Annotated in this window: 20 protein-coding genes; 13 read left to right on the top strand and 7 right to left on the bottom strand. The window is 71.7% G+C overall.

Annotated features, from left to right (window positions below; all coding sequences use genetic code 11):
- Positions 1-3: 3 nt before the first annotated feature.
- Together ACNYC2_RS23320 and ACNYC2_RS23315 are read left to right on the top strand one after the other, a co-directional pair.
- Positions 4-975, top strand: coding sequence for a carbohydrate ABC transporter permease (locus ACNYC2_RS23320; RefSeq protein ID WP_419704071.1), 972 nt, complete (start codon positions 4-6; stop codon positions 973-975).
- A complete protein-coding gene (locus ACNYC2_RS23315) occupies positions 972-1,796 on the top strand; it encodes a carbohydrate ABC transporter permease (protein WP_419704070.1) in 825 nt (274 codons plus the stop codon). The genes ACNYC2_RS23320 and ACNYC2_RS23315 overlap by 4 nt, the downstream gene beginning before the upstream one ends.
- A gap of 60 nt (positions 1,797-1,856) precedes the next feature.
- Here the strand turns inward: ACNYC2_RS23315 and ACNYC2_RS23310 are convergent, their stop codons facing one another.
- Both ACNYC2_RS23310 and ACNYC2_RS23305 read right to left on the bottom strand, forming a co-directional pair.
- Positions 1,857-3,224: a hypothetical protein gene (locus ACNYC2_RS23310; RefSeq protein WP_419704069.1), complete on the bottom strand. Its 1,368-nt coding sequence runs from the start codon at positions 3,222-3,224 to the stop codon at positions 1,857-1,859.
- 258 nt (positions 3,225-3,482) lie between these two features.
- On the bottom strand, positions 3,483-5,078 hold the full coding sequence (locus ACNYC2_RS23305; protein ID WP_419704068.1) for a peptidase inhibitor family I36 protein: 1,596 nt from the start codon (positions 5,076-5,078) through the stop codon (positions 3,483-3,485).
- A gap of 309 nt (positions 5,079-5,387) precedes the next feature.
- On the opposite strand from ACNYC2_RS23305, the gene ACNYC2_RS23300 reads away from it, so the two are divergent.
- The gene (locus ACNYC2_RS23300; RefSeq protein WP_419704067.1) at positions 5,388-6,236 is read left to right on the top strand and encodes a phosphatidylinositol-specific phospholipase C/glycerophosphodiester phosphodiesterase family protein; all 849 of its coding nucleotides are present in this window, start codon (positions 5,388-5,390) and stop codon (positions 6,234-6,236) included.
- 70 nt (positions 6,237-6,306) lie between these two features.
- Here ACNYC2_RS23300 and ACNYC2_RS23295 read toward each other — a convergent pair whose 3' ends face one another.
- The 3 genes from ACNYC2_RS23295 to ACNYC2_RS23285 are packed head-to-tail and all read right to left on the bottom strand — an operon-like array spanning position 6,307 to position 7,930.
- Positions 6,307-6,579 (bottom strand): DUF6510 family protein, encoded by a 273-nt coding sequence (locus ACNYC2_RS23295; protein WP_419704066.1) that lies wholly within the window; start codon positions 6,577-6,579, stop codon positions 6,307-6,309.
- A complete protein-coding gene (locus ACNYC2_RS23290) occupies positions 6,579-7,340 on the bottom strand; it encodes an FAD-binding oxidoreductase (RefSeq protein WP_419704065.1) in 762 nt (253 codons plus the stop codon). The genes ACNYC2_RS23295 and ACNYC2_RS23290 overlap by 1 nt, the downstream gene beginning before the upstream one ends.
- Positions 7,337-7,930 carry a molybdopterin-dependent oxidoreductase gene (locus ACNYC2_RS23285; protein ID WP_419704064.1) on the bottom strand — a complete coding sequence of 198 codons (594 nt, stop codon included), beginning with the start codon at positions 7,928-7,930 and terminating at the stop codon, positions 7,337-7,339. The genes ACNYC2_RS23290 and ACNYC2_RS23285 overlap by 4 nt, the downstream gene beginning before the upstream one ends.
- Positions 7,931-8,107: 177 nt before the next feature.
- On the opposite strand from ACNYC2_RS23285, the gene sigJ reads away from it, so the two are divergent.
- The 3 genes from sigJ to ACNYC2_RS23270 all read left to right on the top strand — a co-directional run bounded on the left by sigJ (position 8,108) and on the right by ACNYC2_RS23270 (position 12,073).
- Positions 8,108-9,061: an RNA polymerase sigma factor SigJ gene (gene sigJ / locus ACNYC2_RS23280; protein WP_419704063.1), complete on the top strand. Its 954-nt coding sequence runs from the start codon at positions 8,108-8,110 to the stop codon at positions 9,059-9,061.
- A 99-nt stretch (positions 9,062-9,160) separates the two neighbouring features.
- Positions 9,161-10,375, top strand: coding sequence for an NAD(P)/FAD-dependent oxidoreductase (locus ACNYC2_RS23275; protein WP_419704062.1), 1,215 nt, complete (start codon positions 9,161-9,163; stop codon positions 10,373-10,375).
- 9 nt (positions 10,376-10,384) lie between these two features.
- Positions 10,385-12,073, top strand: a complete 1,689-nt coding sequence (locus ACNYC2_RS23270; RefSeq protein ID WP_419704061.1) for an FAD-dependent oxidoreductase — start codon at positions 10,385-10,387, stop codon at positions 12,071-12,073.
- Between the two features lie 68 nt (positions 12,074-12,141).
- Here ACNYC2_RS23270 and ACNYC2_RS23265 read toward each other — a convergent pair whose 3' ends face one another.
- On the bottom strand, positions 12,142-12,612 hold the full coding sequence (locus ACNYC2_RS23265; protein WP_419704060.1) for a MarR family winged helix-turn-helix transcriptional regulator: 471 nt from the start codon (positions 12,610-12,612) through the stop codon (positions 12,142-12,144).
- Positions 12,613-12,709: 97 nt separating this feature from the next.
- On the opposite strand from ACNYC2_RS23265, the gene ACNYC2_RS23260 reads away from it, so the two are divergent.
- From ACNYC2_RS23260 to ACNYC2_RS23230, 7 genes are all read left to right on the top strand, one after another.
- Positions 12,710-14,515 (top strand): flavin-containing monooxygenase, encoded by a 1,806-nt coding sequence (locus ACNYC2_RS23260; RefSeq protein ID WP_419704059.1) that lies wholly within the window; start codon positions 12,710-12,712, stop codon positions 14,513-14,515.
- Positions 14,512-15,558 (top strand): SMP-30/gluconolactonase/LRE family protein, encoded by a 1,047-nt coding sequence (locus ACNYC2_RS23255; RefSeq protein ID WP_419704058.1) that lies wholly within the window; start codon positions 14,512-14,514, stop codon positions 15,556-15,558. Before ACNYC2_RS23260 ends, ACNYC2_RS23255 begins: the two co-directional genes overlap by 4 nt.
- A 251-nt stretch (positions 15,559-15,809) precedes the next feature.
- Positions 15,810-17,870, top strand: coding sequence for an MSCRAMM family protein (locus ACNYC2_RS23250; protein WP_419704057.1), 2,061 nt, complete (start codon positions 15,810-15,812; stop codon positions 17,868-17,870).
- Positions 17,871-17,920: 50 nt separating this feature from the next.
- Positions 17,921-18,823 carry an amidohydrolase family protein gene (locus ACNYC2_RS23245; protein WP_419704056.1) on the top strand — a complete coding sequence of 301 codons (903 nt, stop codon included), beginning with the start codon at positions 17,921-17,923 and terminating at the stop codon, positions 18,821-18,823.
- Positions 18,820-19,683, top strand: coding sequence for a fumarylacetoacetate hydrolase family protein (locus tag ACNYC2_RS23240; protein ID WP_419704055.1), 864 nt, complete (start codon positions 18,820-18,822; stop codon positions 19,681-19,683). The genes ACNYC2_RS23245 and ACNYC2_RS23240 overlap by 4 nt, the downstream gene beginning before the upstream one ends.
- 116 nt (positions 19,684-19,799) lie before the next feature.
- Entirely contained in the window at positions 19,800-20,312 is a 513-nt protein-coding gene (locus ACNYC2_RS23235) for a hypothetical protein (RefSeq protein WP_419704054.1), read from the top strand.
- Between the two features lie 163 nt (positions 20,313-20,475).
- Positions 20,476-22,656, top strand: coding sequence for an RICIN domain-containing protein (locus tag ACNYC2_RS23230; protein ID WP_419704053.1), 2,181 nt, complete (start codon positions 20,476-20,478; stop codon positions 22,654-22,656).
- Positions 22,657-22,765: 109 nt separating this feature from the next.
- Here ACNYC2_RS23230 and ACNYC2_RS23225 read toward each other — a convergent pair whose 3' ends face one another.
- Positions 22,766-23,941 carry an NAD(P)/FAD-dependent oxidoreductase gene (locus ACNYC2_RS23225; protein WP_419704052.1) on the bottom strand — a complete coding sequence of 392 codons (1,176 nt, stop codon included), beginning with the start codon at positions 23,939-23,941 and terminating at the stop codon, positions 22,766-22,768.
- Positions 23,942-24,037 lie beyond the last annotated feature (96 nt).

Below are 24,037 nucleotides of genomic sequence, written 5' to 3'. Positions count from 1 at the left end.
ACGATGACCGAACGAGCGCAGAGCGTCCTCACGCCGGGACGCGACGAGCGCGATGCCGCGATCACGGCACCACCGGTCGACAGGCGCCGCGCCATCCGGGTGCGGCGCCTGCGCCAGACCGGGGTCGCGCTCCTCCTCCTGGCCCCGGCCGCGCTGGCGTACGCGATGTTCGTGCTGCGCCCCATCCTCTCCACGATCCAGTACTCGTTCTACGACTGGAACGGCATCTCGGAGTCGGCGTGGGTGGGGCTGGGCAACTACGGGCGCATCCTCACCGATCCCGAGCTGTTCGGACCGATCCTCCATGCCTTCGAGCTGATCGTGTACTTCAGCCTCGTCCCGGTCTCCCTGGGGCTGGTTGCAGCGGCGACCATCCGCTCGTTCGCCGCGGCCCGGGTCGCGGTCCTGGCGCGGGTCGTGCTGTTCCTGCCGCAGGTCATCCCCCTGGTCGCGGCAGGCATCATGTGGACCTGGCTCATGTCCACCGACGGTCTCGTCAACCAGTTCCTGCGCCTGCTCGGGCTCGGATCCCTCACCCGGGCCTGGCTCGGCGAGTTCGACACGGCACTGCCCGCCGTCGGCCTCATCGGTGCCTGGGTGTCCCTCGGGCTGTGCATGGTCCTGCTGCTCGCCGGGATGACGAAGATCGACCCGGCGCTGTACGAGGCCGCGCGGCTCGACGGCGCGGGACCCGTGCGCGAGTTCTTCGCCATCACGCTCCCGAGCGTGCGCCAGGAGCTCGGGATCTGCCTGACCGTGACCGTGATCAGCGCGCTCGCGAGCTTCGACATCATCTACATATCAACCCAGGGCGGGCCGGGGAACAGCACGCTCGTACCCGGTCTGGAGATCTACTACCTTGCCTTCTTCGAACGCGAGGTGGGCCAGGCCTCCGCACTCGCCGTCGTCCTCATGCTCCTCGTCCTGGCAGTCGTCCTGCCGCTCCAGCGCGTCGCCCGGGGGAGGGAGTCATGATCACCTCCGCGCGTGAGACGTGGCTCGGCCGGGTCCTCCTGGTCCTGCTCATGGCGTTCACGATCGTCCCGTTCGTCAGCCTGTTCATCACGGCGCTGCACGAGCCCGGCACCTACCCCGGAGGACTGGCTCTCCCCGAGACCGCCCACTGGTCGAACTTCGTCACGGCGTTCCAGTCGGCCAGGATGGCGGACATGCTCGCGTCGAGCGTGCTGATCGAGCTCGGCGTCGTCCCCGTCGCGCTGTTCATCAGCACGCTGGCCGGGTTCTCGCTGGGCCATCTGCGCCCGCCGGGCCACAAGGCGATCTTCATCGCCTTCCTGCTGGGTCTCACGCTCCCGTTCGAGGGCGTCGTCGTGCCGCTGTACTACCAGATCCGCGAGCTCGGCCTGCTGAACACGCGCTGGGCGATCATCCTGCCGCTCATCGGCCTCTACATGCCGTTCGGTGTGATGTGGATGCGGGCCCACTTCCTCAACATGCCCGAGGAGCTCTCCGAGGCCGCGCGGATCGACGGCGCCACGACCTGGCAGCTCTTCACGCGGATCCACGTCCCGCTGTCGATGCCCGCCCTGTCCTCCCTGGCGATCCTGCTGTTCCTGTGGACGTGGAACCAGTTCCTGCTGGCGATCGTGCTCGTCGACGATCCGACCAAGCGCACGATGGCCGGTGCGCTGGGGGCGTTCCAAGGGCAGTGGGGGACCGACATCCCGCTGCTGTGCGCCGGATCCCTCCTGATCCTGACCCCGACGCTGGTGGTCTTCCTGGTCTTCCAGCGCCACTTCGTGTCCGCCCTCATGCAGGGTGCGGTCAAGGGTTAGGGCCGGACGACGCGACCCCCGTTCCCACCTCGGGAGCGGGGGTTGCGTCATCCGCTCGGCTCACGAGGCGGGGCGGTCCTTGCGCTGGGCGAGCAGCCACCGGAGCGTCGCGGGGTCCTCGAGCGTCGGGGCGGCCGCGAGGTGCCGGTCCGGCAGGGTGAACGCGTCGTCGCCGTACTCCGTCCAGCGGGCGAGCTGCGCGATGCGCCGCTCGCTCAGGCCGCGGGCCTCGTACGCCGCGACCAGCTTGTCGTACGACGCGCGCGCGTTGGCGACCGGCAACAGGTGGTCGCCGGTGCCGTGGGTGATCCACATCGGCACCTCCGCCGCGGCGATCGGCGCGAACTCGTCGTCCTCGCCGGGAAAACCACCCGTGAGCAGGCCACCGGCGAACAGGTCCGGCCGGGTGGAGAACGCCTCCCACATCAGCTGCGACCCGTAGGACACCGAGGTCGCGTAGACACGCCGCCGGTCGACGGCAAGACGTGCGGTGAGGTCCTCGACCAGCTCCACGACCTGGGCGCCCTCGACGGCCTTGCCGACCCGGCGGTTCTGCGGCGCGACGACGATGACGTCCTCGCCCGTGCGGGTCCATTCCCTCTGCGTCCACGCCAGGGCCAGCATGTCCGAAGCGAGCTGGACACCGCGGTTCTGGCCGTCGTACCCCATGCCGTGGCCCGGCAGCGCGACGACGAGCGGGTACCGCTTGCGCGGGTCGTAGCGCTCGGGCAGCCGGTAGCCGTACAGCAGCTCGCCGGTCGAGGTCACGAGCGACCCGCTGCGGAAGTGGTCGACCTCGCGGTCGATCGACTCCTCCGTGATCCGGTGCGGGGTCTGCGGCGCGGCCGCGGAGACGACGGCGCCGCGCGGACCCACGACGTCCGCGAGCTGGGTGACCTGCGTGAGCTGGTCCGGGTTGACCCGCACCGAGCACAGGAACGTCGGGCACGACGACGTGATGACGGTCCAGCCGCCGTCCGGGTCGTCGGCCAGCTCCAGCACGACGTACCGCCCCGGTCGCCGGGGCCGGTCCGTGTCGAGCAGCCGTGCCGGGTCGTCGGTCGTGTAGATGTCGGCGATCTCCCGGTCCACGAGGTTGCCGAGCTCGGAGGCCGGGTCGAACCGGAAGTTGTAGCCCGAGTCCTCGACCCGGAACATCGCCGGCGAGAGCCTCCTGCCGTCGACCCTGGCCGGGTACTCGACGACGACCTTGGTCACCTGCTGGCCGTACGAGCCCACCTCGGTGACGGGCGTGACGCCCAGCACCTGGTGGGCGGGCAGGCCAGGACTTGCAGCCGCCGGACCCGTCGCGGCCAGGGCGCCGCTCACGGCGAGCACGCCCGCGACGAGCGCCGCGGCGATGCGCCGCGGGCGGTGTGGGGAGAAGGCCCGTGATCGATTCACACGGTGCGTCGGTCGTGAGTGCATGCGTGTCTCCTTTGACGGCACGGGACGATACGAGGCGACTTCGGCTGTCGCTCTGCTGCTGCCCTTCGATCTTGCTAGATCGATTGAGCAAGGCTAGCGCGCAGTGCCTCCCTCTTTGCACCCCGGCGCCAGGAACCGCCCGGGTCCGCCGCCCTCAGGAGCCCCCGCGTAGGCGATGCGACGGTGCCCCAGGAAGCGGCACGGTCCTGCCACCGAGTCGGTGACAGGACCGTGCCGGTCCAGCTCTGGCGCAAGGACCTACATGTTCACGCGGATCCCGAAGTCACCGCCGTAGACGTTGGTCACGTGCACGCTGGTCGAGGTCCGGGGCGACGACGCCTCGACCATCTTTCCGTTCCCTAGATATATCGCGACGTGGTACGTGCTCGACCAGCCGCCCCACATGATCAGGTCGCCGCGCTGGAGGTTGCTCATCGAGACCTGCGTGCCCTTGCTCAGGTGCGCACCGGTGTACGTGCCGATGTCGACCCCCGCACCCTGCCAGAACGCGTACTGCGTCAGGCCCGAGCAGTCGAACCCGAACCGGCTCCGGTCGTCGTAGCCGCCCGGGCTGCAGCAGACGCCGTAGGTCGGGCCGTACTTGTTGCCGCCGCCCCACGAGTAGGTGTAGCCCTGGCCGGTCTGCGCGAGCGCGGCCTGGATGACGCGCTCGACCTTCTGTGCGTAGTCACCACTGGTGTCCCCGCCGGGTTCGCCCGGGTCGACGGGGCCGCTGGAGACGGGGCAGTCGGCCGTCGTGATGAACTTGTGGGAGGCGTTGTTGTTGTACAGCGTGCTGTTCAGCTGCCCCTTGAAGCCCGCCGCCACCTTCTGCGAGGAACCGCCGTAGTAGCTGTTGTAGTAGATGCAGACCGTCTTGCTGGACCGGTTCCAGACGGAGGCCGCGTTGTTCTTGATGCACTCGCCCTGGCCGGCGCCCGCGCCCTTGAAGTCGAAGCACGACGGCTGCGTCGCGCCGTAGTCGCCCTCCGAGTCGGTGAAGTCCGAGATGGACCCCGTGTTGCCGCTGTTGTAGTAGTAGCAGAGCTCACCGGTCTCGCAGGTGCCGCTGCGCGAGCCGCCGCCCGGAGCCGTGGCGCCGACGAACTGGTGCGAGGCGTTGTTGTTGTAGAGGGTGCTGTTGAGCTGTCCCTTGAACCCGGCGGCCACGTCCTGGTAGGAGCCCCCGTAGTTGCTGTTGAAGTAGACGCGGACGGTCTTGCTGGACCGGTTCCAGACGGAGGCCGCGTTGTTCTTGATGCACTCGCCCTGACCGGCGCCCGCACCCTTGTAGTCGTAGCAGACGGGCTGCGCGTCACCGTAGCTGCCGGCGGACTCGGTGAAGTCGGAGATCGACCCCGTGTTCCCGCTGTTGTAGTAGTAGCAGAACTCGCCGGTCTCACAGGTGCCGCTGCGGGCACCGGTGTCGGTCCCGGCGGTCCCGACGAACTGGTGCGAGGCGTTGTTGTTGTACAGGTCCGCGCTGAGCTGTCCCTTGTACCCCGCTCCGATGTTCTGGTAGATGCCGCCGAACGCGGTGTTGAAGTAGACGCGAACCGTCTCGCCCGACCGGTTCCACACCGAGGCGGCGTTGTTCTTCACGCACTCGCCCTGGCCGCCGCCGGAGCTCTTGAAGTCGTAGCACGACGGCTGGGTGGCGCCCAGGTCGCTGATCGACCCGGCGAAGTCCGAGACCGACCCCGCGTTGTCGCTGTTGTAGTAGTAGCAGAACTCACCGCTGTCACAGTTCCCGTCACGGGCCGCGGCGGACGCAGGTGCTGCCACACCCACCACGGCAGCCAGCATCGAGGCCATCAAAGCGATCACCGCGAGAAGCGCAGGCGCTCTCCTCATGAATGTTCTCCCCTCAGCGGGTCACACAGCGACCCGGTGGTTCAGCCTGCCGGTGCGGTATTCCGCACCGGCTAGGGAGATGTTTGCAGTTCCTTGAACAACCCGGAAGGGGAAGAAGTACCCATCGGAGCGGTTCCGCTCATCGACGGCACCGCGTCGTCCGGAGTTCACCATCTCGTCAGCGGCCGGCGCTTGCATGAGCTGGATCGGTGGGCACTCAGCACAGATCCACCGGCACAGATCCGCAGGAACAGATCCAGCAGGTACAGATCCAGCAGGTACAGATCCAGCAGGACCAAGGAGACGACAATGCGCGGAAGAACTATCGTCGGTGCGGCCCTCGCGGCCGCGACGCTGCTCGCGGGGCTGGCCACGCCGGCGTCGGCCACCTCGCCCGGATGGGGCGTCGACCTGGGTGAGCCGCACGACGCCGCGCACGCCCACAACGACTACGAGCACGAGCGGCCGCTGTACGACGCGCTGTCCCACGGCTTCACGAGCGTCGAGGCGGACGTCTGGCTGGTCGACGGCGAGCTGCTCGTCGCGCACGACCTCGTCGACGTCGACCCCGCCCGGACGCTGGAGAGCCTCTACCTCGACCCGCTGCAGGACCTGACGCGCGGCCGCGGCCGGAGCGTCTACCCCGGCTGGGACGGCAGCCTGCAGCTCCTGATCGACATCAAGTCCGAGGGCGAGACCACCTACGCCGCCGTCCACGAGGCGCTCGCCGAGCACGCGCGGCTCATGACGCGCACGGTGCACGGCAAGGTGCGGACCGGCCCGGTGACCGCCGTCATCAGCGGCAACCGGCCGCTGGAGACCATGCGCGCGCAGCCCGTGCGGTACGCGTTCTACGACGGACGGTCGGGGGACCTGGGCTCCGGGCTTCCGGCGAGCCTGATGCCGCTGGTCAGCGACAACTGGACCAAGCTCTTCACCTGGCAGGGCGTGGGCCCGATGCCCGCCGCCGAGCGGGAGCGCCTGCACGCTTTCGTGGACCAGGCGCACACCGCGGGCTACCGGGTCCGGTTCTGGGCCACGCCCGACCAGCCGGGGACGGCGCGCGACGCGGTGTGGACCGAGCTGGCGGACGCCGGCGTCGACCACATCAACACCGACGACCTCGCGGCCCTGGACGCGTTCCTGACGGCCCGCTAACCCTCCCCACCCCAGTTGAGTGCTGGATATTCGCCCCGAAACCAGCCTGAGAAGGGCGAAGATCCAGCACTCAGCGTGCCGGGGTGGGGCGGGTCAGCTCGATCGCGCTCAGGCCTGCCAGGCTGAGGATCAGGCGGTCGCCCGCGTCGACGATCGTGGCCAGCACCTGGTCGCAGCCCGCGCACCGGGCCACCAGGCCGGGCGCGTTGGTGTAGACCATCGCCTCGGCGAGCGCGCCCATCCGGCCGCAGCCGCCGCAGCGGGCGCGGGCGGAGGTCACGTCGGCCGTGAACACCTCGGAGAGCGCGCCCGCGAGAACATTGCCGTCAAGATGGTTCGTCATCAAAGACCTCCGAAGCGCTCGGTGTGGATGTCCGCCGCCGGGTGGCCGAGCTCCTGCAGCCAGCCGGCGACCGCCTCGACAAAACCTGTCGAGCCGCAGACGTAGACCCGCGGCCGCTCAGCCGCGGGGATCGTGCGGGCGGCGAGCGACTCCCGGGTGAGGCGCCCGACGGCGTCGGGCCAGCCGTCCGGGGCGTTACGCGTGTAGACGAGGTCCAGTCCGAAGGCCGGCCCGGCGAGTGCGGTCAGCTCGTCCGTGAAGAAGACGTCGGCCGGGGTCCGGACCGAGTACAGCAGCCGGAAGGGCGAGTCGTCGCCGGCGGCGCCGTGCGCGGCGGCCATGGCATACAGCGGGACGACGCCGGAGCCACCCGCCACGAGCTGGACCGGACGGGTGCTCTCGCCCGGCCGCCAGACGAAGAACGCGCCCAGCGGGCCGTGCAGCTCGAGCTGGTCGCCGGGCCGTACCTCGCGGACCAGGAACGGCGAGACCTCGCCGTCCGGCAGCTCGTCGACCGCGAGGACCACCTGCCCCGCCGGGGTCGACGAGGCGATCGAGTAGGACCGGCTGGCCTGGTAGCCGTCCGGGGCGGTGAGGCGTACGTCGACGTGCGAGCCCGCCGCGCTCCCCGGCCATGTGGGCACGTCGAGGACGAGCCGCGCGGCGGTGGGCGTCTCGTGGCGGGTCTCGACGACGGTCGCGACGTGCCACGCTGCGTGCGGCCGCGACCTGCGGACCGGGGCGGCGGGCTGCGCGCTCACCAGTACCGCTCTTCCTTCCACGGGTCGCCGTAGAGGTGGTAGCCGTACTGCTCCCAGAAGCCCGGGTCGTTGTCGGGCATCATCGTCAGCCCGCGGAGCCACTTGGCGCTCTTCCAGAAGTACAGGTGCGGCACGAGCAGCCGGGCCGGGCCGCCGTGCTCGGGGTCCAGCGGCCCGCCGTCCGCCTCGGTGGCGATCCAGGCCTTGCCGTCCAGCAGGTCCTCCAGCGGGATGTTCGTCGTGTAGCCGCCGTAGGAGTGCGCCATGACGAACTCGTGCTCGGACTCGACGTTCTCGAAGACCTTGTCGAGGCTGACGCCACGCCAGGCCATGTCGAGCCGCGACCAGTGGGTGACGCAGTGGATGTCGACGGTGACGTCCTCGACGCCGAGCGCGAGGAACTGGTCCCAGCTCCAGCGGTGGTTGGCGCCGGTCTCGTCGCGGATCGTGAGCTCCCAGTCCGCGGTGTCGACGCGCGGGGTGGGTCCGGCGCTGAGCACCGGCCAGTCCTGGACCAGTGTCTGACCGGGTGGGAGGCGCGCGTCCGGCTCACGTCTGCGGCCGGAGAAACCACGAGTGGCGAAGGACATGCTGACTCCCGTCCGGGCGACCTGCGGCCGGGCCGGCGAGCCCGGCTCGATGGTGGGATCAGCGTAGAGCCGCGGGCCGCCCCGTGGCGCGTGGAACCGGACCTTGCTTGCGGGCGAACTTTTCGGGTCGCTCGGGACCGCAGCGGCCCGGCCCGCCGTCGTCGTAGGGTCGGGCCCATGACCAAGGAGTCGTTGCGGCCCGACGAGCTGGAGGCCTTCGAGGGCTTCCGCCCGCGTCTCGAGGCCATCGCCTACCGCCTGCTGGGCTCCGCCGCGGAGGCCGAGGACGCCGTCCAGGAGGTCTTCCTGCGCTGGGAGGCCGCCGACCGCGCGCAGATCAGGGTGCCGGAGGCCTGGCTGACCCGGGTGCTGACGAACCTCTGCCTCACACAGCTGGGGTCGGCGCGCGCCCGGCGAGAGGTCTACGTCGGCCAGTGGCTGCCGGAGCCGGTGCTCGGCGGCGACCCGATGCTGGGTCCGGCGGACACCGCGGAGCAGCGCGACTCCGTCTCGACGGCGGTCCTGGTGCTGATGGAGCGCCTCACCCCGAACGAGCGCGCCGTCTACGTGCTGCGGGAGGCGTTCGCGTACTCGCACGCGGAGATCGCCGAGATGCTCGACATCACCGAGGTCGGCAGCCAGCAGATCTTCCACCGCGCCAAGGAGCACCTGGCCACCGAGCGGTCCCGCGCCGCCGTCGACCAGGCCGCGGCCCGGCAGGTGGTGGAGGAGTTCCTCGCCGCCGCGACGAGCGGCCGGACGGAGCCGCTGATCCGCCTCCTGACCTCGGACGCGATGGGCGTGGGCGACGGCGGCGGCAAGGTCCCGGCGCGCACCAAGCCGTTCTTCGGCGCCGAGGCCGTCGCGAAGTTCCTGCGCGGGCTCTTCAAGCCCGCCGAGGCCAAGCGGGCGGCGCTTGGCGGCAGCCCGGACGTCTACGCCTGGACCGCCAACGGCAGCCCGGCACTGGTCGCCGTCGTTGACGGCGAGCTCATCGGCGTCATGACGCTGGAGGCGACCACCGACGGCATCGCGGCGGTGCTCAGCCAGGTCAACCGGGACAAGCTCGGCCGCGCCGCGCGGCAGTGGGCGGCGTCGGACCACGGGGAGCCGATCATCAAGGGCTGGTGACCGGGCTCACAGCCGCGGGTGTCAGGGATCGGTCGGCCATCTGGTTCAGGTGGCATGACCGATCCCGCGACCCGATCCCCCGACAGGCTGAGTGATCCCATGAAGCACCGCATCGTCATCCTCGGCGCCGGCTATGCCGGCGCCTCCGCCGCAGGCCGCCTGGCACGGCGCCTGCACGCCGGCGACGTGGACGTCGTCCTCGTCAACGCCGAGCCCGACTTCGTCGAACGGGTCCGCCTGCACCAGGTGGCGGCCGGGCAGGAGCTGCGACCGCGGCCGCTGCGCGACATGCTCGCCGGCACGGGAGTCACCCTGCGCGTCGCGCGGGTCACCGCCGTCGACGTCGACCGCAAGGTGGTCACCCTGACGGACGCCGACGGCGGCAGGGCCGACGACGGCGCGGCCGGCGGCCCGACCGAGCTGGGCTACGACACGCTCGTCTACGCCCTGGGCAGCTCGATGGCCGAGCACGGTGTGCCGGGCGTGGCCGAGCACGCCCACGACGTCGCGAGCCGACCGGGCGCGCTCAGGCTGCGCGACCGGCTCGCCGGGCTGGCCCCCGGCGGCCGGGTGGTCGTGGTCGGCGGCGGGCTGACCGGCGTCGAGGCGGCGAGCGAGATCGCCGAGGCACGTGGCGACCTGGACGTGGCGCTCGCGGTCCGGAACGGCCTGGGCGACTGGCTCTCGCCGGCCGGGCAGCGGCACCTGCGGAGGGTCTTCGACAGGCTGGGCGTCACCGTGCACGAGCACGCCGACGTCGAGCAGGTGGGCGCCACCGAGGTGCTGACCGGCGACGGCGCGACGATCCCGGCAGACGTCACCGTGTGGTCGGCGGGGTTCGCGGTGCACCCGATCGCGGCCGCGACGGGGCTGCGGGTCTCGGCGAGCGGCCAGGTCGTCGTCGACGGCACCATGCGGTCGGTCTCCCACCCGGACGTCTACGCGGTGGGTGACGCGGCGCTGGCCGACGGCCCGCTGGGTACGCCGCTGCGGATGTCGTGCGCCTCGGGCATCCCGATGGCCTGGCAGGCGGCCGACTCCATCGCCGCGCGCCTGACCGGCGGGAGGCTCCCGAGCACGCCTCTGGGCTACGTGCACCAGTGCATCAGCCTGGGCCGGCAGGACGCCGTCATCCAGCTGGTCACCGCCGACGACCGGGCCAAGCCGGCCGCACCCGGCGGGCGCCTCGCCGCCGGCTACAAGGAGCTGATCTGCAAGGGCGCGGCGTACATGGTGGCCCACCCGCTGCCGTACCCGGCCCGACGCCGCCGCCTGACCGCGCCGGCCCGCACGACCAGGCCGAGCCACGTCTAGTCTTGCGCCATGAGCGACAGGCCAGTCATCCTCCTGGTCGTCGGCGAGCACGCCGACGTCGTCGAGCAGGAGTTCCGCGCCCGGTACGACCGCGACTACCGCATAGAGGTCGCCGCGGGCTTCGACGCGGGCCTGGACCGTGCGCGGGACCTGGTGCGCGACGGCGCGCAGATCGCGATGGTCGCGGCGGAGCACGTCCTGGACGAGGGCACGTCGATCGAGTTCCTGCACCACGTCCCCGCCATCGTGGCGACGGCGCGGCGGGTGGCGCTCGTGTGGTTCGACGACTTCGCCGGCGCCATCGACGACCTGCGCGCGGCGGCGCTGCGGCGCGACATGGACACGTTCGTCGTCATCCCGCGCGGGCCGCGCGACGAGGAGTTCCACACCGCGCTGATCGAGCTGCTGTCGGAGTGGGGATGGTCGGTCGGGCGGCCGCTGGTGACCATCAACGACCTGGTCGCGGAGCCGGGCGACCGCGCCGCGGCGGCGGTCCGGGACCTCCTGGAGCGACTGGGCTTCCCGTACCGTTCGCTCGCGCCGGGTGACGACGCGGCGCAGGAGATCGTCGAGGCAGCCGGGGTGGGCGCGGAGCTCCCGCTGGTGCGCACCCATACCGGCCGCGTGCTCTCTGCGGCGACACCCGCTGCGGTCACCGAGGCCATCTACGGCGGCTTCGACTCGATCCCCGACGGCGTGATCGCGGACGTGGCCATCGTCGGTGGCGGTCCGGCGGGTCTCGCCGCGGCCGTCTACGCGGCGTCCGAGGGGCTGGCCACGGTGATGCTCGAACGCGACGCCATCGGTGGCCAGGCAGGGTCGAGCTCGATGATCCGCAACTACCTCGGTTTCCCGCGCGGGATCTCGGGCATGCGGCTCGCCCAGCGGTCCCGCATCCAGGCGGGCCGGTTCGGCGCGCAGTTCTTCACCGGGCGCCCGGCGATCCGGATCGAGCCGGGGCCGGCGAACGAACCCGAGCACCAGCACGTGCACGTCGCCGGCGCCCAGATGTGCGCCCGGACCGTCGTCATCGCGACCGGCGTGAAGTACCGCCGCCTGGGTGTGCCCGCCGTCGACGACCTCGTGGGGGCGGGCGTCTACTACGGCGCGGCGACGTCGATGGCGCGCGAGCTGCAGGACCGCGACGTCTACGTGATCGGGGGCGGCAACTCCGCGGGGCAGGCCGCCATCCATCTCGCCAAGTTCGCGGGCGCGGTGACGATAGTGGTCCGGCGCGCGAGCCTGGCCGAGACGATGTCGGCCTACCTGATCCGCGAGATCGAGGCGACGCCGAACATCCAGGTGTGGACCCGGACCGTGGTCACCGACGGCGGCGGGGAGGGGCGGCTCCAGTGGCTCCGGCTCGAGAACCTGGACACCGGCGAGCCGTTCAAGACACTGGCCGACGGGCTGTTCTGCCTGCTCGGCGCCGAGCCCGACTGCTCCTGGCTGCCCGAGGGCGTGGCCCTCGACGAGCGGGGGTTCGTGCTCACGGGCCGGGACGTGCCGCGGGAGTTCTGGGTCGACGGCCAGCCGCCGGCCAGCCTCGAGACGACGGTGCCGGGCATCTTCGCCGTCGGCGACGTGCGCGCGGGCTCGATGAAGCGGGTCGCCTCGGCGAGCGGCGAGGGCGCCTCGGTCCTCCCCTTGGTCCACGCCCACCTGGCCCAGATCCGAGCCCGCGAGTTCGCGACCTGACTGTCCGGACCCGTTGAGTGCTGGATATTCGCCCTTCCGGACGTGCTGGAGGGGCGAATATCCAGCACTCAACGGTCGGGGTGGTGGAGGCGGTCCAGTTCCTTGCCTACGGCGGTCATACCTTGCGCCAGCGCGCGCAGGTCCTCGAGCGGTAGGCGCGCGAGGATGTCGTCGGCGTACTCGGGGCGCGAGGCGACGAGCCGCCGCATGGCGGACCGGCCGAGCTCGGTGGCGCGGATGCGGCGCACCCGCGCGTCGTCGGGATCGCTCGACCGCGCGACCATGCCCTGCGCCTCGAGCCGGTCCAGCAGTCCGGACACCGACGCCATGGACACCCCGAACGTCTCCGCGAGCCCGCTGCCGGTCATGCCCTCGTCGGTGGTGACCAGCATGGTGAGGACCTTGAGCTGTTGGATCGTCAGCTCCACGGTCAGCAGCGGGTTGAGCAGGGTCGGCAGCGCCGAGGACTCGAACGAGATGTTGAGGTTCCGGATGTGCGCGGCCAGCCGCGTGCGCTCGGCGTCACCGGTCTTCGTCACGTGCCCACGGTAGTTCGTCACGTGACATGAGGCGCGATTTACTTAGGATCGCCCTAACCTATTTACTTAGGACCGGGTTAAGTTTATCGTCCCACCCATGACAACTTCACCCCAGGAGTCACCGGTCGTCGAGGAGCTGGACGTCGCCGCGTACCGCGCGCGGTACGCGGCCGAGCGGGACCGCCGCATCCGCCCCGACGGCGCCACCCAGTACCGTCGCGCGGCGGGCTCCTTCGGCTACTACGCCAAGGACCCCTACACCCCGCGCGTCGAGCGCGAGCCGCTGACCGACTCCGTGGAGGTGCTCGTCGTCGGTGGCGGCTTCGGGGGACTGGTCACCGGCGCCCGCCTGCGCGAGGCAGGCGTCGAGAGCCTGCGGATGATGGACGAGGCCGGCGACTTCGGCGGCACCTGGTACTGGAACCGCTACCCGGGCATCCACTGCGACATCCAGTCCTACGTGTACCTGCCGCTCCTGGAGGAGGTCGGCGCGGTGCCGGAGTGGCGTTACGCGCCCGGTGAGGAGATCCGGCAGCATGCCGTGGCGATCGCGCGGAAGTTCGAGCTGTACCGCGACGCCGTCTTCCAGACCCGTGTGACCGCCCTGGACTGGGACGAGACGACGGCGGAGTGGGTGGTGCGGACCGACCGCGGCGACCGCATCCGGGCGCGCTTCGTGATCACGTCGTCCGGCACCCTGACGGAGCCCAAGCTGCCGGGCATCCCCGGCATCGACACGTTCCGCGGCCACACGTTCCACACCAGCCGGTGGGACTACGGCTACACCGGTGGCGACCAGTTCGGCGGCCTCACGGGGCTCGCCGACAAGAAGGTCGCCGTCGTCGGCACGGGTGCGACCGGGGTCCAGGTGATCCCGTTCGTGGCGCGCGACGCCGAGCACCTCTTCGTCTTCCAGCGGACGCCGTCGTCGGTGGACGTCCGGGACAACCGGCCCACCGACCCGGAGTGGGCCGCCTCGCTCCGGCCCGGCTGGCAGCGGGAGCGCATGGACAACTTCCTGTCGGTGGTCTCCGGCGAGTCCGTCGAGGAGGACCTGACACAGGACGGGTGGACCTCCACCGCGCAGCTGCAGCGCAAGGTCGTCACCGGCGCCGTCGACACGAGCGTCTCCGCCGAGGAGCGCGAGCGGATCGACGAGCTCGTCGACCTCGTGAAGATGAACCAGATCCGCGCCCGGGTCGACGACGAGGTCACCGACCCGGCGACCGCCGAGCTGCTCAAGCCCTGGTACCGCTACATGTGCAAGCGGCCGACCTTCAGCGACGTCTACCTCCCGACGTTCAACCGCCCGAACGTCACGCTGGTGGACACGGCGGACTTCGGCGGGATCACCCGGATGACCGAGACCGGGGTGGTGGTCGGCGACGTCGAGTACGAGGTCGACTGCGTCATCTTCGCCACCGGGTTCGAGGTGGGCGTCTCCGGCGTCCTCTCCGGGACCATGCCCGTGACCGGCCGGGGCGGCCTGCCGCTCCTGGAGGCCTGGGGCCGCGGCCCCACGACGCTGCACGGGTTCTACAGCCACGGCTTCCCGAACCTCTTCCACCTCGGGTCCCTGCAGAACGCCAACTCCGTGAACTTCACGCACGTCCTGCAGGAGCAGGCCGAGCACATCGCCGCCGTCATCGCCGAGGGCCGCGCGGCCGGCGCCCGCTACATCGAGCCCACCGAGGACGCGCAGGCCGGCTGGGCGCAGACCATCCGGGACACCGCCCACGACAACGGCGCGTTCCAGGCGGAGTGCACCCCTGGCTACTACAACCGGGAGGGCGCGAGCACGGGACCGAGCTTCTCCTACGGCCCCGGACCGGTCGCGTTCCACCGCCTGCTGCGCGAGTGGCGCGCGAACGAGATCGGCGACGTCCTGGTGGCGGGCCGATGACGGCGCGCCGGCTGCCGGCCCGCGCGCTGCCCGCCCTTGCGCTGCCCGCCCTCGCGGCGGTCGGCCTGCTGCTCGGCTGCGCCGCCCCCGGGACCGCCGACGCCGCCGCGGGCGGGCGGCACCCCGACCCGGCGCCGGAGCGGACGGCGACCAGGCTGGTCCAGGTGACCTCCGTGCACGAGGCGACGGGGATGACCCTGCTCGAGGGCCCGACCTTCGGCCCGGACGGCAGCCTGTTCGTCGTCGACGTGACCGCCCCGGCCGGCGAGCCCAAGGTGCTGCGGGTGGACGTCGACACCCGCGACGTCGACCCGGTGTACACGAACGAGACCAGCGCGTACACGTCCGCCCAGTTCAGCCCGCATGACGGCAGGCTCTATCTCACCGACTTCGTGAGCGGCGGCATCGACAGCATCACCGCCGACGGCGACGATCCGCGGACCTTCTTCGCCGGCGACGTCGAGGGGCAGCGCATGCAGCCGGACGACGTCGCGTTCGACGAGTCCGGCCACCTCTTCGTCACCGACACGACCGGCTACGCGGATCCCTCGTGGGAGCCGCAGGGCCGCGTCGTGCGGATCGACAAGGAGACGGCCGAGGCGACCGTCCTCGCGCGGAACCTGCCCGCCCCGAACGGCATCTCGTTCACCCCGGACCACGACGGCCTGTGGGTGAGCCAGCACACCGCGAACCGGGTCGACTACCTCCGGCTCGACGCAGGCAGGACGGAGGTGACGACGGCCCACCCCGCCGTCCAGTTCGACGGCGGGCACACGCAGATCGACTCCAACGCCGTCGACGCCGCGGGGAACGTCTACCAGGGCGTGCACGGCCAGGCCAAGATCTTCGTCTACAGCCCGACCGGCGAGCTGCTCACGAAGGTCTCCCTGCCGCCACGCGCCAGGGGGCTGACGTCGGCGACCAACATCGCCATCAGGCCGGGCACCACCGACGCCTACATGACGGTCAGCGGGACGGCGGGCGGGTTCGTCTACGAGTTCGAGGCGCTCGCCGAGGGCATCCGCCAGTCGAACGGCGGCTGAGGCCGCGCCCGCCCGTCCTCGCCACTGTGCGACCCGGCCGAGATAGAACCCTGGCGAGATAGAACTGTGGCGAGATAGAACCGCAGCATCGCCAGGGTTCTATCTCGCCACAGTTCTACTTCGCCGGCGTTCTATCTCGCCCTGGTTCTATCTCGGCAGAGTGGGTCTTCCGGCGTGGCGCACGCTCGGGAACGGCCGTGCAACTTTTCGCCCTCGCGCGGTTCCGCGGGTTCTTGCTTACCGTTTCGACTGTGAAGCACACCCCAGCCGGCCTGGGCGTACTCGCGGCGGTAGTGCTTGCCGCGCTGAGCGCCGTCGTCCCAGCGATGTCCGCGACCGCGGAGACGTCCGCCGGATGGGCCGACTGGGAGCCGCTGGCCGGGTCGGCGGGCGACTGGTCGACGACGGTGCGGCTGCCGGCCGGCGGCTTCCCCGCCGCGACGGTGACCTCCGACTCGCGGGGCGGCGTCGGCGTCGTCTCCGGCGCGTCCTCGTGGCTCGGCCCGGCGACGCCGCCGGGCGAGGTCTTCGGGTCGAGCCGCGGCCGGCAGTACCTCAACCTCCGCCCGCAGGCCGACCGGCCGACGACGCCGTCGACCACCACCTACACCTTCGAGCACCCGACGCCGGCGGGCGGCTGGGCGCTGGTGCTGGGCGACATCGACGCGGACCGCGCGGTCGTGACCGCACGCGGCGCGGACGGCCGGCTGCTCGCCGGCGCGGACCTGGGCTGGCAGGGCGGTCTCAACTACTGCCAGGGGGCGGGGTCGCCGTCCTGCGCGGGCTCGCCGGAGGACGTGCCGACCTGGGACCCGGCCACCGGTGAGCTGCTCGGCAACGCGGGCGCCGTCGACACGTCCGGTGCCGCCGGCTGGTTCCGGCCCACCGCGCCGGTCATGAGCCTGACCGTCGAGTTCTACCAGCGCAGCGGCTTCCCGGTGTACCAGACGTGGTTCGCGTCCCTGGCCCGCGACATCGCCGGGACAGTGAACCTGGTGGACGCGGGCGGCGCGCCGCAGGGCGTCCTTCCCGGGGCGACCCTCACGCTCTTCGGCCCGGACGGCGCCGAGCTCGACACCGCGACGTCGGACGAGAGCGGCCAGTACATCTTCCCCGGCTACGTCGCGGCGCCCGGGTACCGCGTGGAGCTCACCACCCTCCCGGAGGCGGGCGACGCCTACCCGCACGGGTTGATCCCCTTCGGGGAACGGGCGGTCGACGAGATCGACCTCAGCTCCGCCGACGCCACCGACGTCGACCTCGCGGCACGCGAGGTCCGGCCCGTCGCCGTGAGCGGTACGGTGCTCACCGACGACGACGCCCCCGTCCCCGGGGCGACCGTCACGCTCACGCCGGTCGGCGGCGGCACCCCGCTCACCGCCCTGACGAGCTCGGCCGGCGAGTACCTGATCGACGACGTCGGATGGGACGCCGGCGACGACCAGCCGCAGGACTACACGTTCGCGCTGAGCGACCTGCCCGAGGGGTACGTGACGGCCACCTCGCCGGACGACATCACCGTCGCGGTCGGCCAGGAGGAGCCCAGCGCCGGCAACGACTTCGTCGTCCGGGCGCCCGCGGCGCTCTCGGGCGCGGTGACCGTCGGTGAGGAACCACTCGCGGGGGTCGTCGTGACGCTGACCGGCCCGCACGGGACGGTCAGCACCACGACGGCGGCCGACGGCACCTACGTCTTCGACGGCGTCCTCCCCGGCGACCACACGGTGCGTGTGACCCCGCCCGACGGGTACCGCCCCGACGGGCGGGAGACCCGCGACGTCACCGTCGCGGCCGAGGACCTGGCCGACCTGGACTTCGCGCTGTCCCGTCCCGGCTCCGTCGGCGGCACGGTGACGGACGACGCCGACGCACCCGTGGCAGGCGCCACGGTGACGGTGGCCGGTCCCGGTGGGTCGATCACCCTGGCCTCCGACGCCGCCGGCGGGTACTTCACCGGTGACCTGGCGCCCGGCGACTACGTGATCACGCTGACCGTGCCCGACGGGTACACCGCTGACGTCACCGAGCGTTCGGTAGCGGTGACGGGCGCCGGGGAGAACTGGCTCGAGGAGCACTTCGCCGTCGTGCGGGTGCCGGTCCCGAGCCCGACGCCGAGCCCCACTTCGAGCGCGGACCCGACGCCGGGCCCGACCCCGGAGCCGTCGGCGAGCCCGGCCCCGGGATCGGGCGCGGGCGGGCCGGCCTCCGGCAGCCTCGCCGCGACGGGCGCGACGGTCGGGTCCATCGGCCTGGCCGCGGCCATCCTGGTGGCGCTGGGCGTCGCGCTGGTCCGGGCCTCCCGCACGACCTGAGGCGCGCGCCGTTAGCCTGTGCTCCGGGCACGGAGACGGGAGACGCCTCGATGGAGCGGATAGACGCGCACCACCACCTGTGGGTCCGCACGCGGACGCCGCAGCCCTGGATAGACCCGGTGACCATGCGGGCGATCGACGCGGACTTCACCACCGACGACCTGGCGCGCGCCCTGGCGGGGCAGCACGTGACCGGGACCGTCGTGGTGCAGTCGGTGCCCACCGAGGCCGAGACGGTCGACCTGCTGGCCGTCGCGGACCGCACCGACGTGATCCAGGGTGTCGTCGGCTGGGTGGAGCTCGCGGACCCCGGCGTCGCCGACGCGCTGGCGAGCCTCCGCTCCGGGCCCGGCGGCCGGCACCTCGTCGGCGTCCGGTCGATGGTCCAGGCGGAGCACGACCCCGGCTACCTCGACCGCCCGGACCTGCGCCGGGGCATGCGGGCAGTAGCCGAGCAGGGGCTGACGATCGACCTCGTGACCAGGCACGAGCAGCTGTCCGGCGTGGCCCGGCTCGTGCGCGACCTGCCCGAGGTTTCGTTCGTCCTGGACCACCTGGGCAAGCCACCGCTTGCCGACCCAGGACCCGCGGACGGCGGCGGCCTCGCCGGATGGGCGGACGCGATCCGTGAGATCGGCGCGTACCCCAACGTCACCGCGAAGCTGTCGGGCCTCGTCACCGAGGCGTCCTGGACGGACTGGTCGAGCGAGGACCTGCGGCCCGCCGTCGGCCATGCGCTGGACGCCTTCGGACCCGAGCGGCTCATGTTCGGGTCGGACTGGCCGGTCAGCCTGCTGGCCACGCGCTACGCGGAGTGGGTGGACACGCTGACCGGTCTGCTGGCTGGACTGTCGTCCACCGAACACGCCGCGGTCTGGCACCGTACTGCCCGGCGCGTCTACGGCTTGGAGCCCAGCACCGACGCGGAGCCCAACACCAAGGAGTACGGATGAAGCTCGCCCGGATAGGAACCCCCGGCCAGGAACGCCCGGTGGTGCACGACGGCACCAGCTGGTACGACCTGAGCCCGCTGACCGCTGACGTCGACGGAGCATTCCTCGAGGCCGACGGCGTCGAGCGCGCCCGGGCGGCGCTCGCGGCGGGGACGCTCGCCGCGGTGGAGACGGACGGCGTGCGGTTCGGCTCGCCGGTGGCCCGGCCGTCGGCGATCGTGTGCGTCGGCATGAACTACGCGGCGCACGCCGCGGAGTCCGGGTCCGCGCCGCCGGAGGCGCCGGTCATCTTCCTCAAGACGCCGAACACCATCGCCGGGCCGTACGACACGGTGACGATCCCGCGGGGCAGCACCAAGACGGACTGGGAGGTCGAGCTCGCGGTGGTGATCGGCCGCCGCGCGTCCTACCTCGACTCGCCCGAGCAGGCCCGGGACGTGATCGCCGGGTACGCCGTGGCCAACGACCTGTCCGAGCGGACGTGGCAGCTCGAGGAGTCGGGTGGCCAGTGGTCGAAGGGTAAGTGCGCGCCGGGGTTCACCCCGTTCGGCCCGTGGCTCGTCACGCCCGACGAGGCCGACGGCGCCGACCCCGCGGGCCTGCGCCTGCGGTCGTGGGTCAACGGCGAGCCGCGCCAGGACTCCACGACGGCGGACCTGATCTTCGGCGTCGACGTGCTGGTGCACACGCTGAGCCAGTACCTGGTGCTGGAGCCGGGCGACGTGCTGCTCACGGGTACGCCGGAGGGTGTGGCGCTGTCGGGCCGGTTCCCGTACGTGCAGCCGGGGGACGTGGTGGAGACCGAGATCGACGGCCTGGGGCGGCAGCGTCAGGAGTACGTGGCGTGGGCGGGCGTGTGATCGTGGTCACGGTGCGCTGTGCGGAGGCCTGATCTCGGCGACCCGTTTCGCGGGCTGCGAAGGTATCAGGCGGAAAGTGGCACCGAGCACCCCCTGACATGCGGAAAGATGCGCGCATGAGGTTCGAGTACTTCGCAGTCGCGGACGACGAGACAGCAGCCCTGACCATCGACGGTGGCGACATCGACGGCAGCGTGGGATCCCACGTGGTCGACCCCGCATCGGTGCTGGGCCAGCTCGAGCGGCTGCTCGGTGGCCCGGTCGGGGACGACGGTCTGCGCAGCGCCCAGCTCGTGGCCGAGAGCGCCGATGGGGCCCGGCTGGTGATCCGCCTGTCCAACCACCTGGTGTCCCTGTTCGGGATGGTGCGCCCGGCGACCCTGGACGACGTCGTGAAGCACTGGTCGCTGTCCCGCCGGTTCCGCCGTGCTGACCCGGAGGACCTGCGCGCCTTCGCCGCCGGGCTGAACGAGCTCTGCAAGGGCAGCGGCAAGCGCGTCTACTGCCGTGCGACCGCCGACGAGGCGGAGCTCGCCCCGGGCCGGACCCCGGTCGGCGTCGGCGCAGGTGTCGGTACGGGCGTGGACGGCGACCCGGAGGAGCCGCGGCCGCTGCCTCGGCGGCGCTGAACGTCAGCCGCTGCCCCTTTCCAATTGACCGATAGTGTCGCTGGCGCGACGCTATCGGTCGCCTGCGCATAGGGGGTTTCCACAACTGACAGGTCAGTAAGTTTCTCCCTATGGTGAGGTGCTGCCGCACCGACGCGGCGGCGGAGACTCGCCGGAGGCCGTCATGTCATCTGTTCGGAAAGCGGTCGGCGCCCTCGCCGCCGTCGTGCTCGCGGGCCTGCTCGGCGTGGTGGCCCCGCCCGGTGCCGTCGCCGCCTCGACCGGCACGCTGGTCAGCTCGGCGAGCGGCAGGTGCCTCGATGTCGCGGAGGGGTCCACCGCGAACGGCAACCGGCCGCAGATCTGGGACTGCACGTCGAACAACGCCAACCAGACGTGGACCCTTGCCGACGACGGCTCCGTCCGCGGCCTCGGCAAGTGCCTCGACGTCGCGAACGGCTCGACGGCGGACGGCGCCGTCGTCCACCTGTGGGACTGCTTCGGCTCGCTGGCGAGCCAGAAGTGGACCCTGACCGCGGCCGGCGACCTGGTGAACCGGGCTGCGAACAAGTGCCTGGACGTCGCGGGTGGTGCGACCACGAACGGCACCCGGGTCCAGCTCTGGAGCTGCACGGGCGCCGCCAACCAGAAGTGGTCCCACAACGGAGGTTCCGCGCCTGGACCGAACCCTGACCCGGTGCTGCCGAACCCGGCGAACCCGGACCTCGGCCCGAACGTCGCGGTCTTCGACACCTCGATGTCCGACTCGGCGGTCCAGGCCAAGCTCAACAGCGTCTTCGACGCCCAGGAGACCAACCAGTTCGGCCCCCAGCGGCACGCCATGCTGTTCTACCCGGGCTCGTACGACGTCGACGCCAACGTCGGCTTCTTCACGCAGGTCGCGGGCCTCGGCCTCGTGCCCGACGACGTGAACATCAACGGCCACGTCCACGTCGAGGCCGACTGGTGGCCGGACGGCTCGCAGAACGCCACCCAGAACTTCTGGCGCGCCGCCGAGGGCCTGTCCGTGACGCCCGCCGACGGCAACGACCGCTGGTCCGTCTCCCAGGCCGCGCCCTACCGGCGCATGCACCTGCGCGGCAACCTCGCCCTGTCCGACGGCGGCTGGTCGTCGGGCGGCCTCATCGCCGACTCGAAGATCGACGGGCAGATCAACTCCGGCACCCAGCAGCAGTTCCTCACGCGGAACTCCGCGATGTCGAGCTGGGCCGGCTCCAACTGGAACCAGGTCTTCGTGGGGAGCACGGGAGCGCCGTCGAACAGCTTCCCGAACCCGCCGTACACGACCATCGCCACCACGCCCAAGGTGGCCGAGAAGCCGTACCTCTACGTCGACGACAACGGCTCCTACCGGGTGTTCGTCCCGGCCGTGCGCACCGGTTCCACGGGTACCACCTGGGCGAACGGGAACCCCGCCGGGCAGTCCCTGCCGATCAGCGACTTCCACGTGGTGCGCCCCGGGGACACCGCCGCGAGCATGAACACGGCGCTCGCGGCGGGCAAGAACCTGCTGGTCACCCCGGGCACCTACCAGCTCAACCAGACGCTCCAGGTCAACCGGGCGAACACGGTGGTGCTCGGCCTGGGTCTGGCCACCTTCGTGCCGCAGGGCGGCATCAACGCCATGAACGTGGCCGACGTCGACGGCGTGCGCCTGGCCGGCATCATGTTCGACGCCGGCACCACGAGCTCCCGCGTGCTGCTCCAGGTGGGCCCGACGGGCTCGTCCGCGGACCACGTGGCGAACCCGACGGTGCTGTCCGACGTGTTCATCCGCGTGGGCGGCTCCATCGCCGGCAAGGCCGAGGTGAGCATGGAGGTCAACAGCGACGACGTCATCGGCGACCACGCCTGGATCTGGCGGGCCGACCACGGCAACAACGGGACCGTGGGCTGGACGGTCAACACCGGCCGCAACGGCCTGATCGTGAACGGCGACGACGTCACCATGTACGGCCTGTTCGTCGAGCACTACCAGCAGTACCAGACCATCTGGAACGGCGAGCGCGGCCGCACGTACTTCTACCAGAACGAGATGCCGTACGACCCGCCGAACCAGGCCGCCTACATGAACGGCTCCACCGAGGGCTGGGCGGCGTACAAGGTGGGCGACGCCGTGACCGACCACCAGGCCTGGGGGCTGGGCAGCTACGCGTTCTTCAACGTCAACCCGGCGGTGGCGAACGCACGGGCCTTCGAGGTCCCCGTCCGGTCGGGCGTGCGGTTCCACAACATGGTCACCGTGTCGCTCGGCGGCGTCGGCACCATCCGCCGCGTCATCAACAACACGGGGGAGACGGTGAACAGCGGCCGCCAGGTCACGTACCTGACGACGGGCCCGTGACCTGACGGACGTCCTGTAGCCGGCCTCCGCTCGGCAGGCTTCAGGCGACCGGAACCCTGGGGGTTCCGGTCGCCTGAAGCCTGCTGAACGCGACTTGGTCAGGGGTAGATCAGGCAGTCGCCGACGAGTCGTTGGCGTAGATGTCCTGGTAGAGCCGCAGCGCTTCCGACGTGAGGTCCTGGCGGTCGCGTCCGGCGAACCGGCCGACTGCCAGGGCCGGGGGCAGCGGTGCGGCGCCGGTCAGCGCGCGGCGGAGCGCCCGGGCGGCGCCGGCGGCGTGGGTGACCCAGATCGCCTGGGCGATCCACACCCCGGACGCCTCGGGGTGCGGGCCCAGGAAGGGCAGGTTGTCCGGCGTCACCGCGAAGACGCCGTTCACCCGCTCCTCGGGCTCGAAGCGGTAGGCAGGGTCGAGCATGAGCTGGGCCTTGTCGATCATCGGTGCGAGGTCGGCGGACCAGGCGAGACCGGTGCCCTGGTCGAGGCCGTCCTGCTCGACCGGGACCGGCACGTGGTCGTAGGTGCCGAGGCCGATCCGGTCGCCGTGCACCCGGCCGTAGCTGTGGGTCTCGGGCCAGCGGAGGAACGGCCCGTCGTGCAGGTCCGGGCGCCGGGGGCCGTAGACGTACGGGTGGGCCAGCGGGACCAGCGGGAGCTCGATCCCGACGAGGCCCGCCAGGGTCGGTCCCCAGACGCCGGCCGCGAGGACGACGTCGTCTGCCGCCCAGGTCTGTCCGTCGCGGGTGCGGACGCTCGCGCGCGTCCCGGGGATGATGTCGACGACGTCGGCGCCGCTGACGAACCGGGCTCCGGCGTCTTCCGCCCGGCGCCTCAGGCCCGCGGTGATGACGGCGGGAGCCGCGGTGCCGTCGAGCGCGTAGTGCCATGCCGCCACCACGTGATCCGCGTTCACCACGCCGGCGACCGAGGCCGGGAGGCCCCCGGGCGCCGTCTCCGTGACGTGCAGACCGGCGGCGCGAGCCTGCTCGGCCCGCTGCGCCAGCTGATGGGCGCCGTCGGTGGAGGTGGCGATCTCGATCCCGCCGGACCGCGCGAACCCGGCGCCGAGCGATGCGTAGACGTCCGCCGACTCCCGGGCGAGCGTCGTGAGGATCTCGGCCTCGTTGTAGATGCCGACGAGGCCGGGCGCCAACGACGTCGACCCGCGTGGGGCGCCGCTCTCGCGTTCCAGCACCGTTACCTCGAAACCGTCGAGCACCGCGAGCTCCGCGGCGACGGCGGTCCCGACGACTCCTGCTCCGACGATCACGATCTGTCGTGTCATGTCCGCTGCCCTTCTGCGCCGTGCGGCATCCTCCGGTCGCGTCGACCGGGCCGCGGTCACGTAATTCCCGGGAGCGTAGCCGAGGAGTTCGCCTAC

It is taken from the genome of Promicromonospora sp. NFX87 (assembly GCF_048564965.1).
In the GTDB taxonomy this organism is placed as follows: Bacteria; Actinomycetota; Actinomycetes; order Actinomycetales; family Cellulomonadaceae; genus Promicromonospora.
This window is presented reverse-complemented; position numbering and strand designations above follow the sequence as displayed.

Excerpts from the sequence above, each read along its gene's own strand:
- ACNYC2_RS23320 (WP_419704071.1), top strand. The coding sequence starts at position 4 with ATGACCGAACGAGCGCAGAGCGTCCTCACGCCGGGACGCGACGAGCGC.
- ACNYC2_RS23315 (WP_419704070.1), top strand. The coding sequence starts at position 972 with ATGATCACCTCCGCGCGTGAGACGTGGCTCGGCCGGGTCCTCCTGGTC.
- ACNYC2_RS23310 (WP_419704069.1), bottom strand. The coding sequence starts at position 3,224 with ATGCACTCACGACCGACGCACCGTGTGAATCGATCACGGGCCTTCTCC.
- ACNYC2_RS23305 (WP_419704068.1), bottom strand. The coding sequence starts at position 5,078 with ATGAGGAGAGCGCCTGCGCTTCTCGCGGTGATCGCTTTGATGGCCTCG.
- ACNYC2_RS23300 (WP_419704067.1), top strand. The coding sequence starts at position 5,388 with ATGCGCGGAAGAACTATCGTCGGTGCGGCCCTCGCGGCCGCGACGCTG.
- ACNYC2_RS23295 (WP_419704066.1), bottom strand. The coding sequence starts at position 6,579 with ATGACGAACCATCTTGACGGCAATGTTCTCGCGGGCGCGCTCTCCGAG.
- ACNYC2_RS23285 (WP_419704064.1), bottom strand. The coding sequence starts at position 7,930 with ATGTCCTTCGCCACTCGTGGTTTCTCCGGCCGCAGACGTGAGCCGGAC.
- sigJ (WP_419704063.1), top strand. The coding sequence starts at position 8,108 with ATGACCAAGGAGTCGTTGCGGCCCGACGAGCTGGAGGCCTTCGAGGGC.
- ACNYC2_RS23275 (WP_419704062.1), top strand. The coding sequence starts at position 9,161 with ATGAAGCACCGCATCGTCATCCTCGGCGCCGGCTATGCCGGCGCCTCC.
- ACNYC2_RS23270 (WP_419704061.1), top strand. The coding sequence starts at position 10,385 with ATGAGCGACAGGCCAGTCATCCTCCTGGTCGTCGGCGAGCACGCCGAC.
- ACNYC2_RS23260 (WP_419704059.1), top strand. The coding sequence starts at position 12,710 with ATGACAACTTCACCCCAGGAGTCACCGGTCGTCGAGGAGCTGGACGTC.
- ACNYC2_RS23255 (WP_419704058.1), top strand. The coding sequence starts at position 14,512 with ATGACGGCGCGCCGGCTGCCGGCCCGCGCGCTGCCCGCCCTTGCGCTG.
- ACNYC2_RS23245 (WP_419704056.1), top strand. The coding sequence starts at position 17,921 with ATGGAGCGGATAGACGCGCACCACCACCTGTGGGTCCGCACGCGGACG.
- ACNYC2_RS23240 (WP_419704055.1), top strand. The coding sequence starts at position 18,820 with ATGAAGCTCGCCCGGATAGGAACCCCCGGCCAGGAACGCCCGGTGGTG.
- ACNYC2_RS23235 (WP_419704054.1), top strand. The coding sequence starts at position 19,800 with ATGAGGTTCGAGTACTTCGCAGTCGCGGACGACGAGACAGCAGCCCTG.
- ACNYC2_RS23230 (WP_419704053.1), top strand. The coding sequence starts at position 20,476 with ATGTCATCTGTTCGGAAAGCGGTCGGCGCCCTCGCCGCCGTCGTGCTC.
- ACNYC2_RS23225 (WP_419704052.1), bottom strand. The coding sequence starts at position 23,941 with ATGACACGACAGATCGTGATCGTCGGAGCAGGAGTCGTCGGGACCGCC.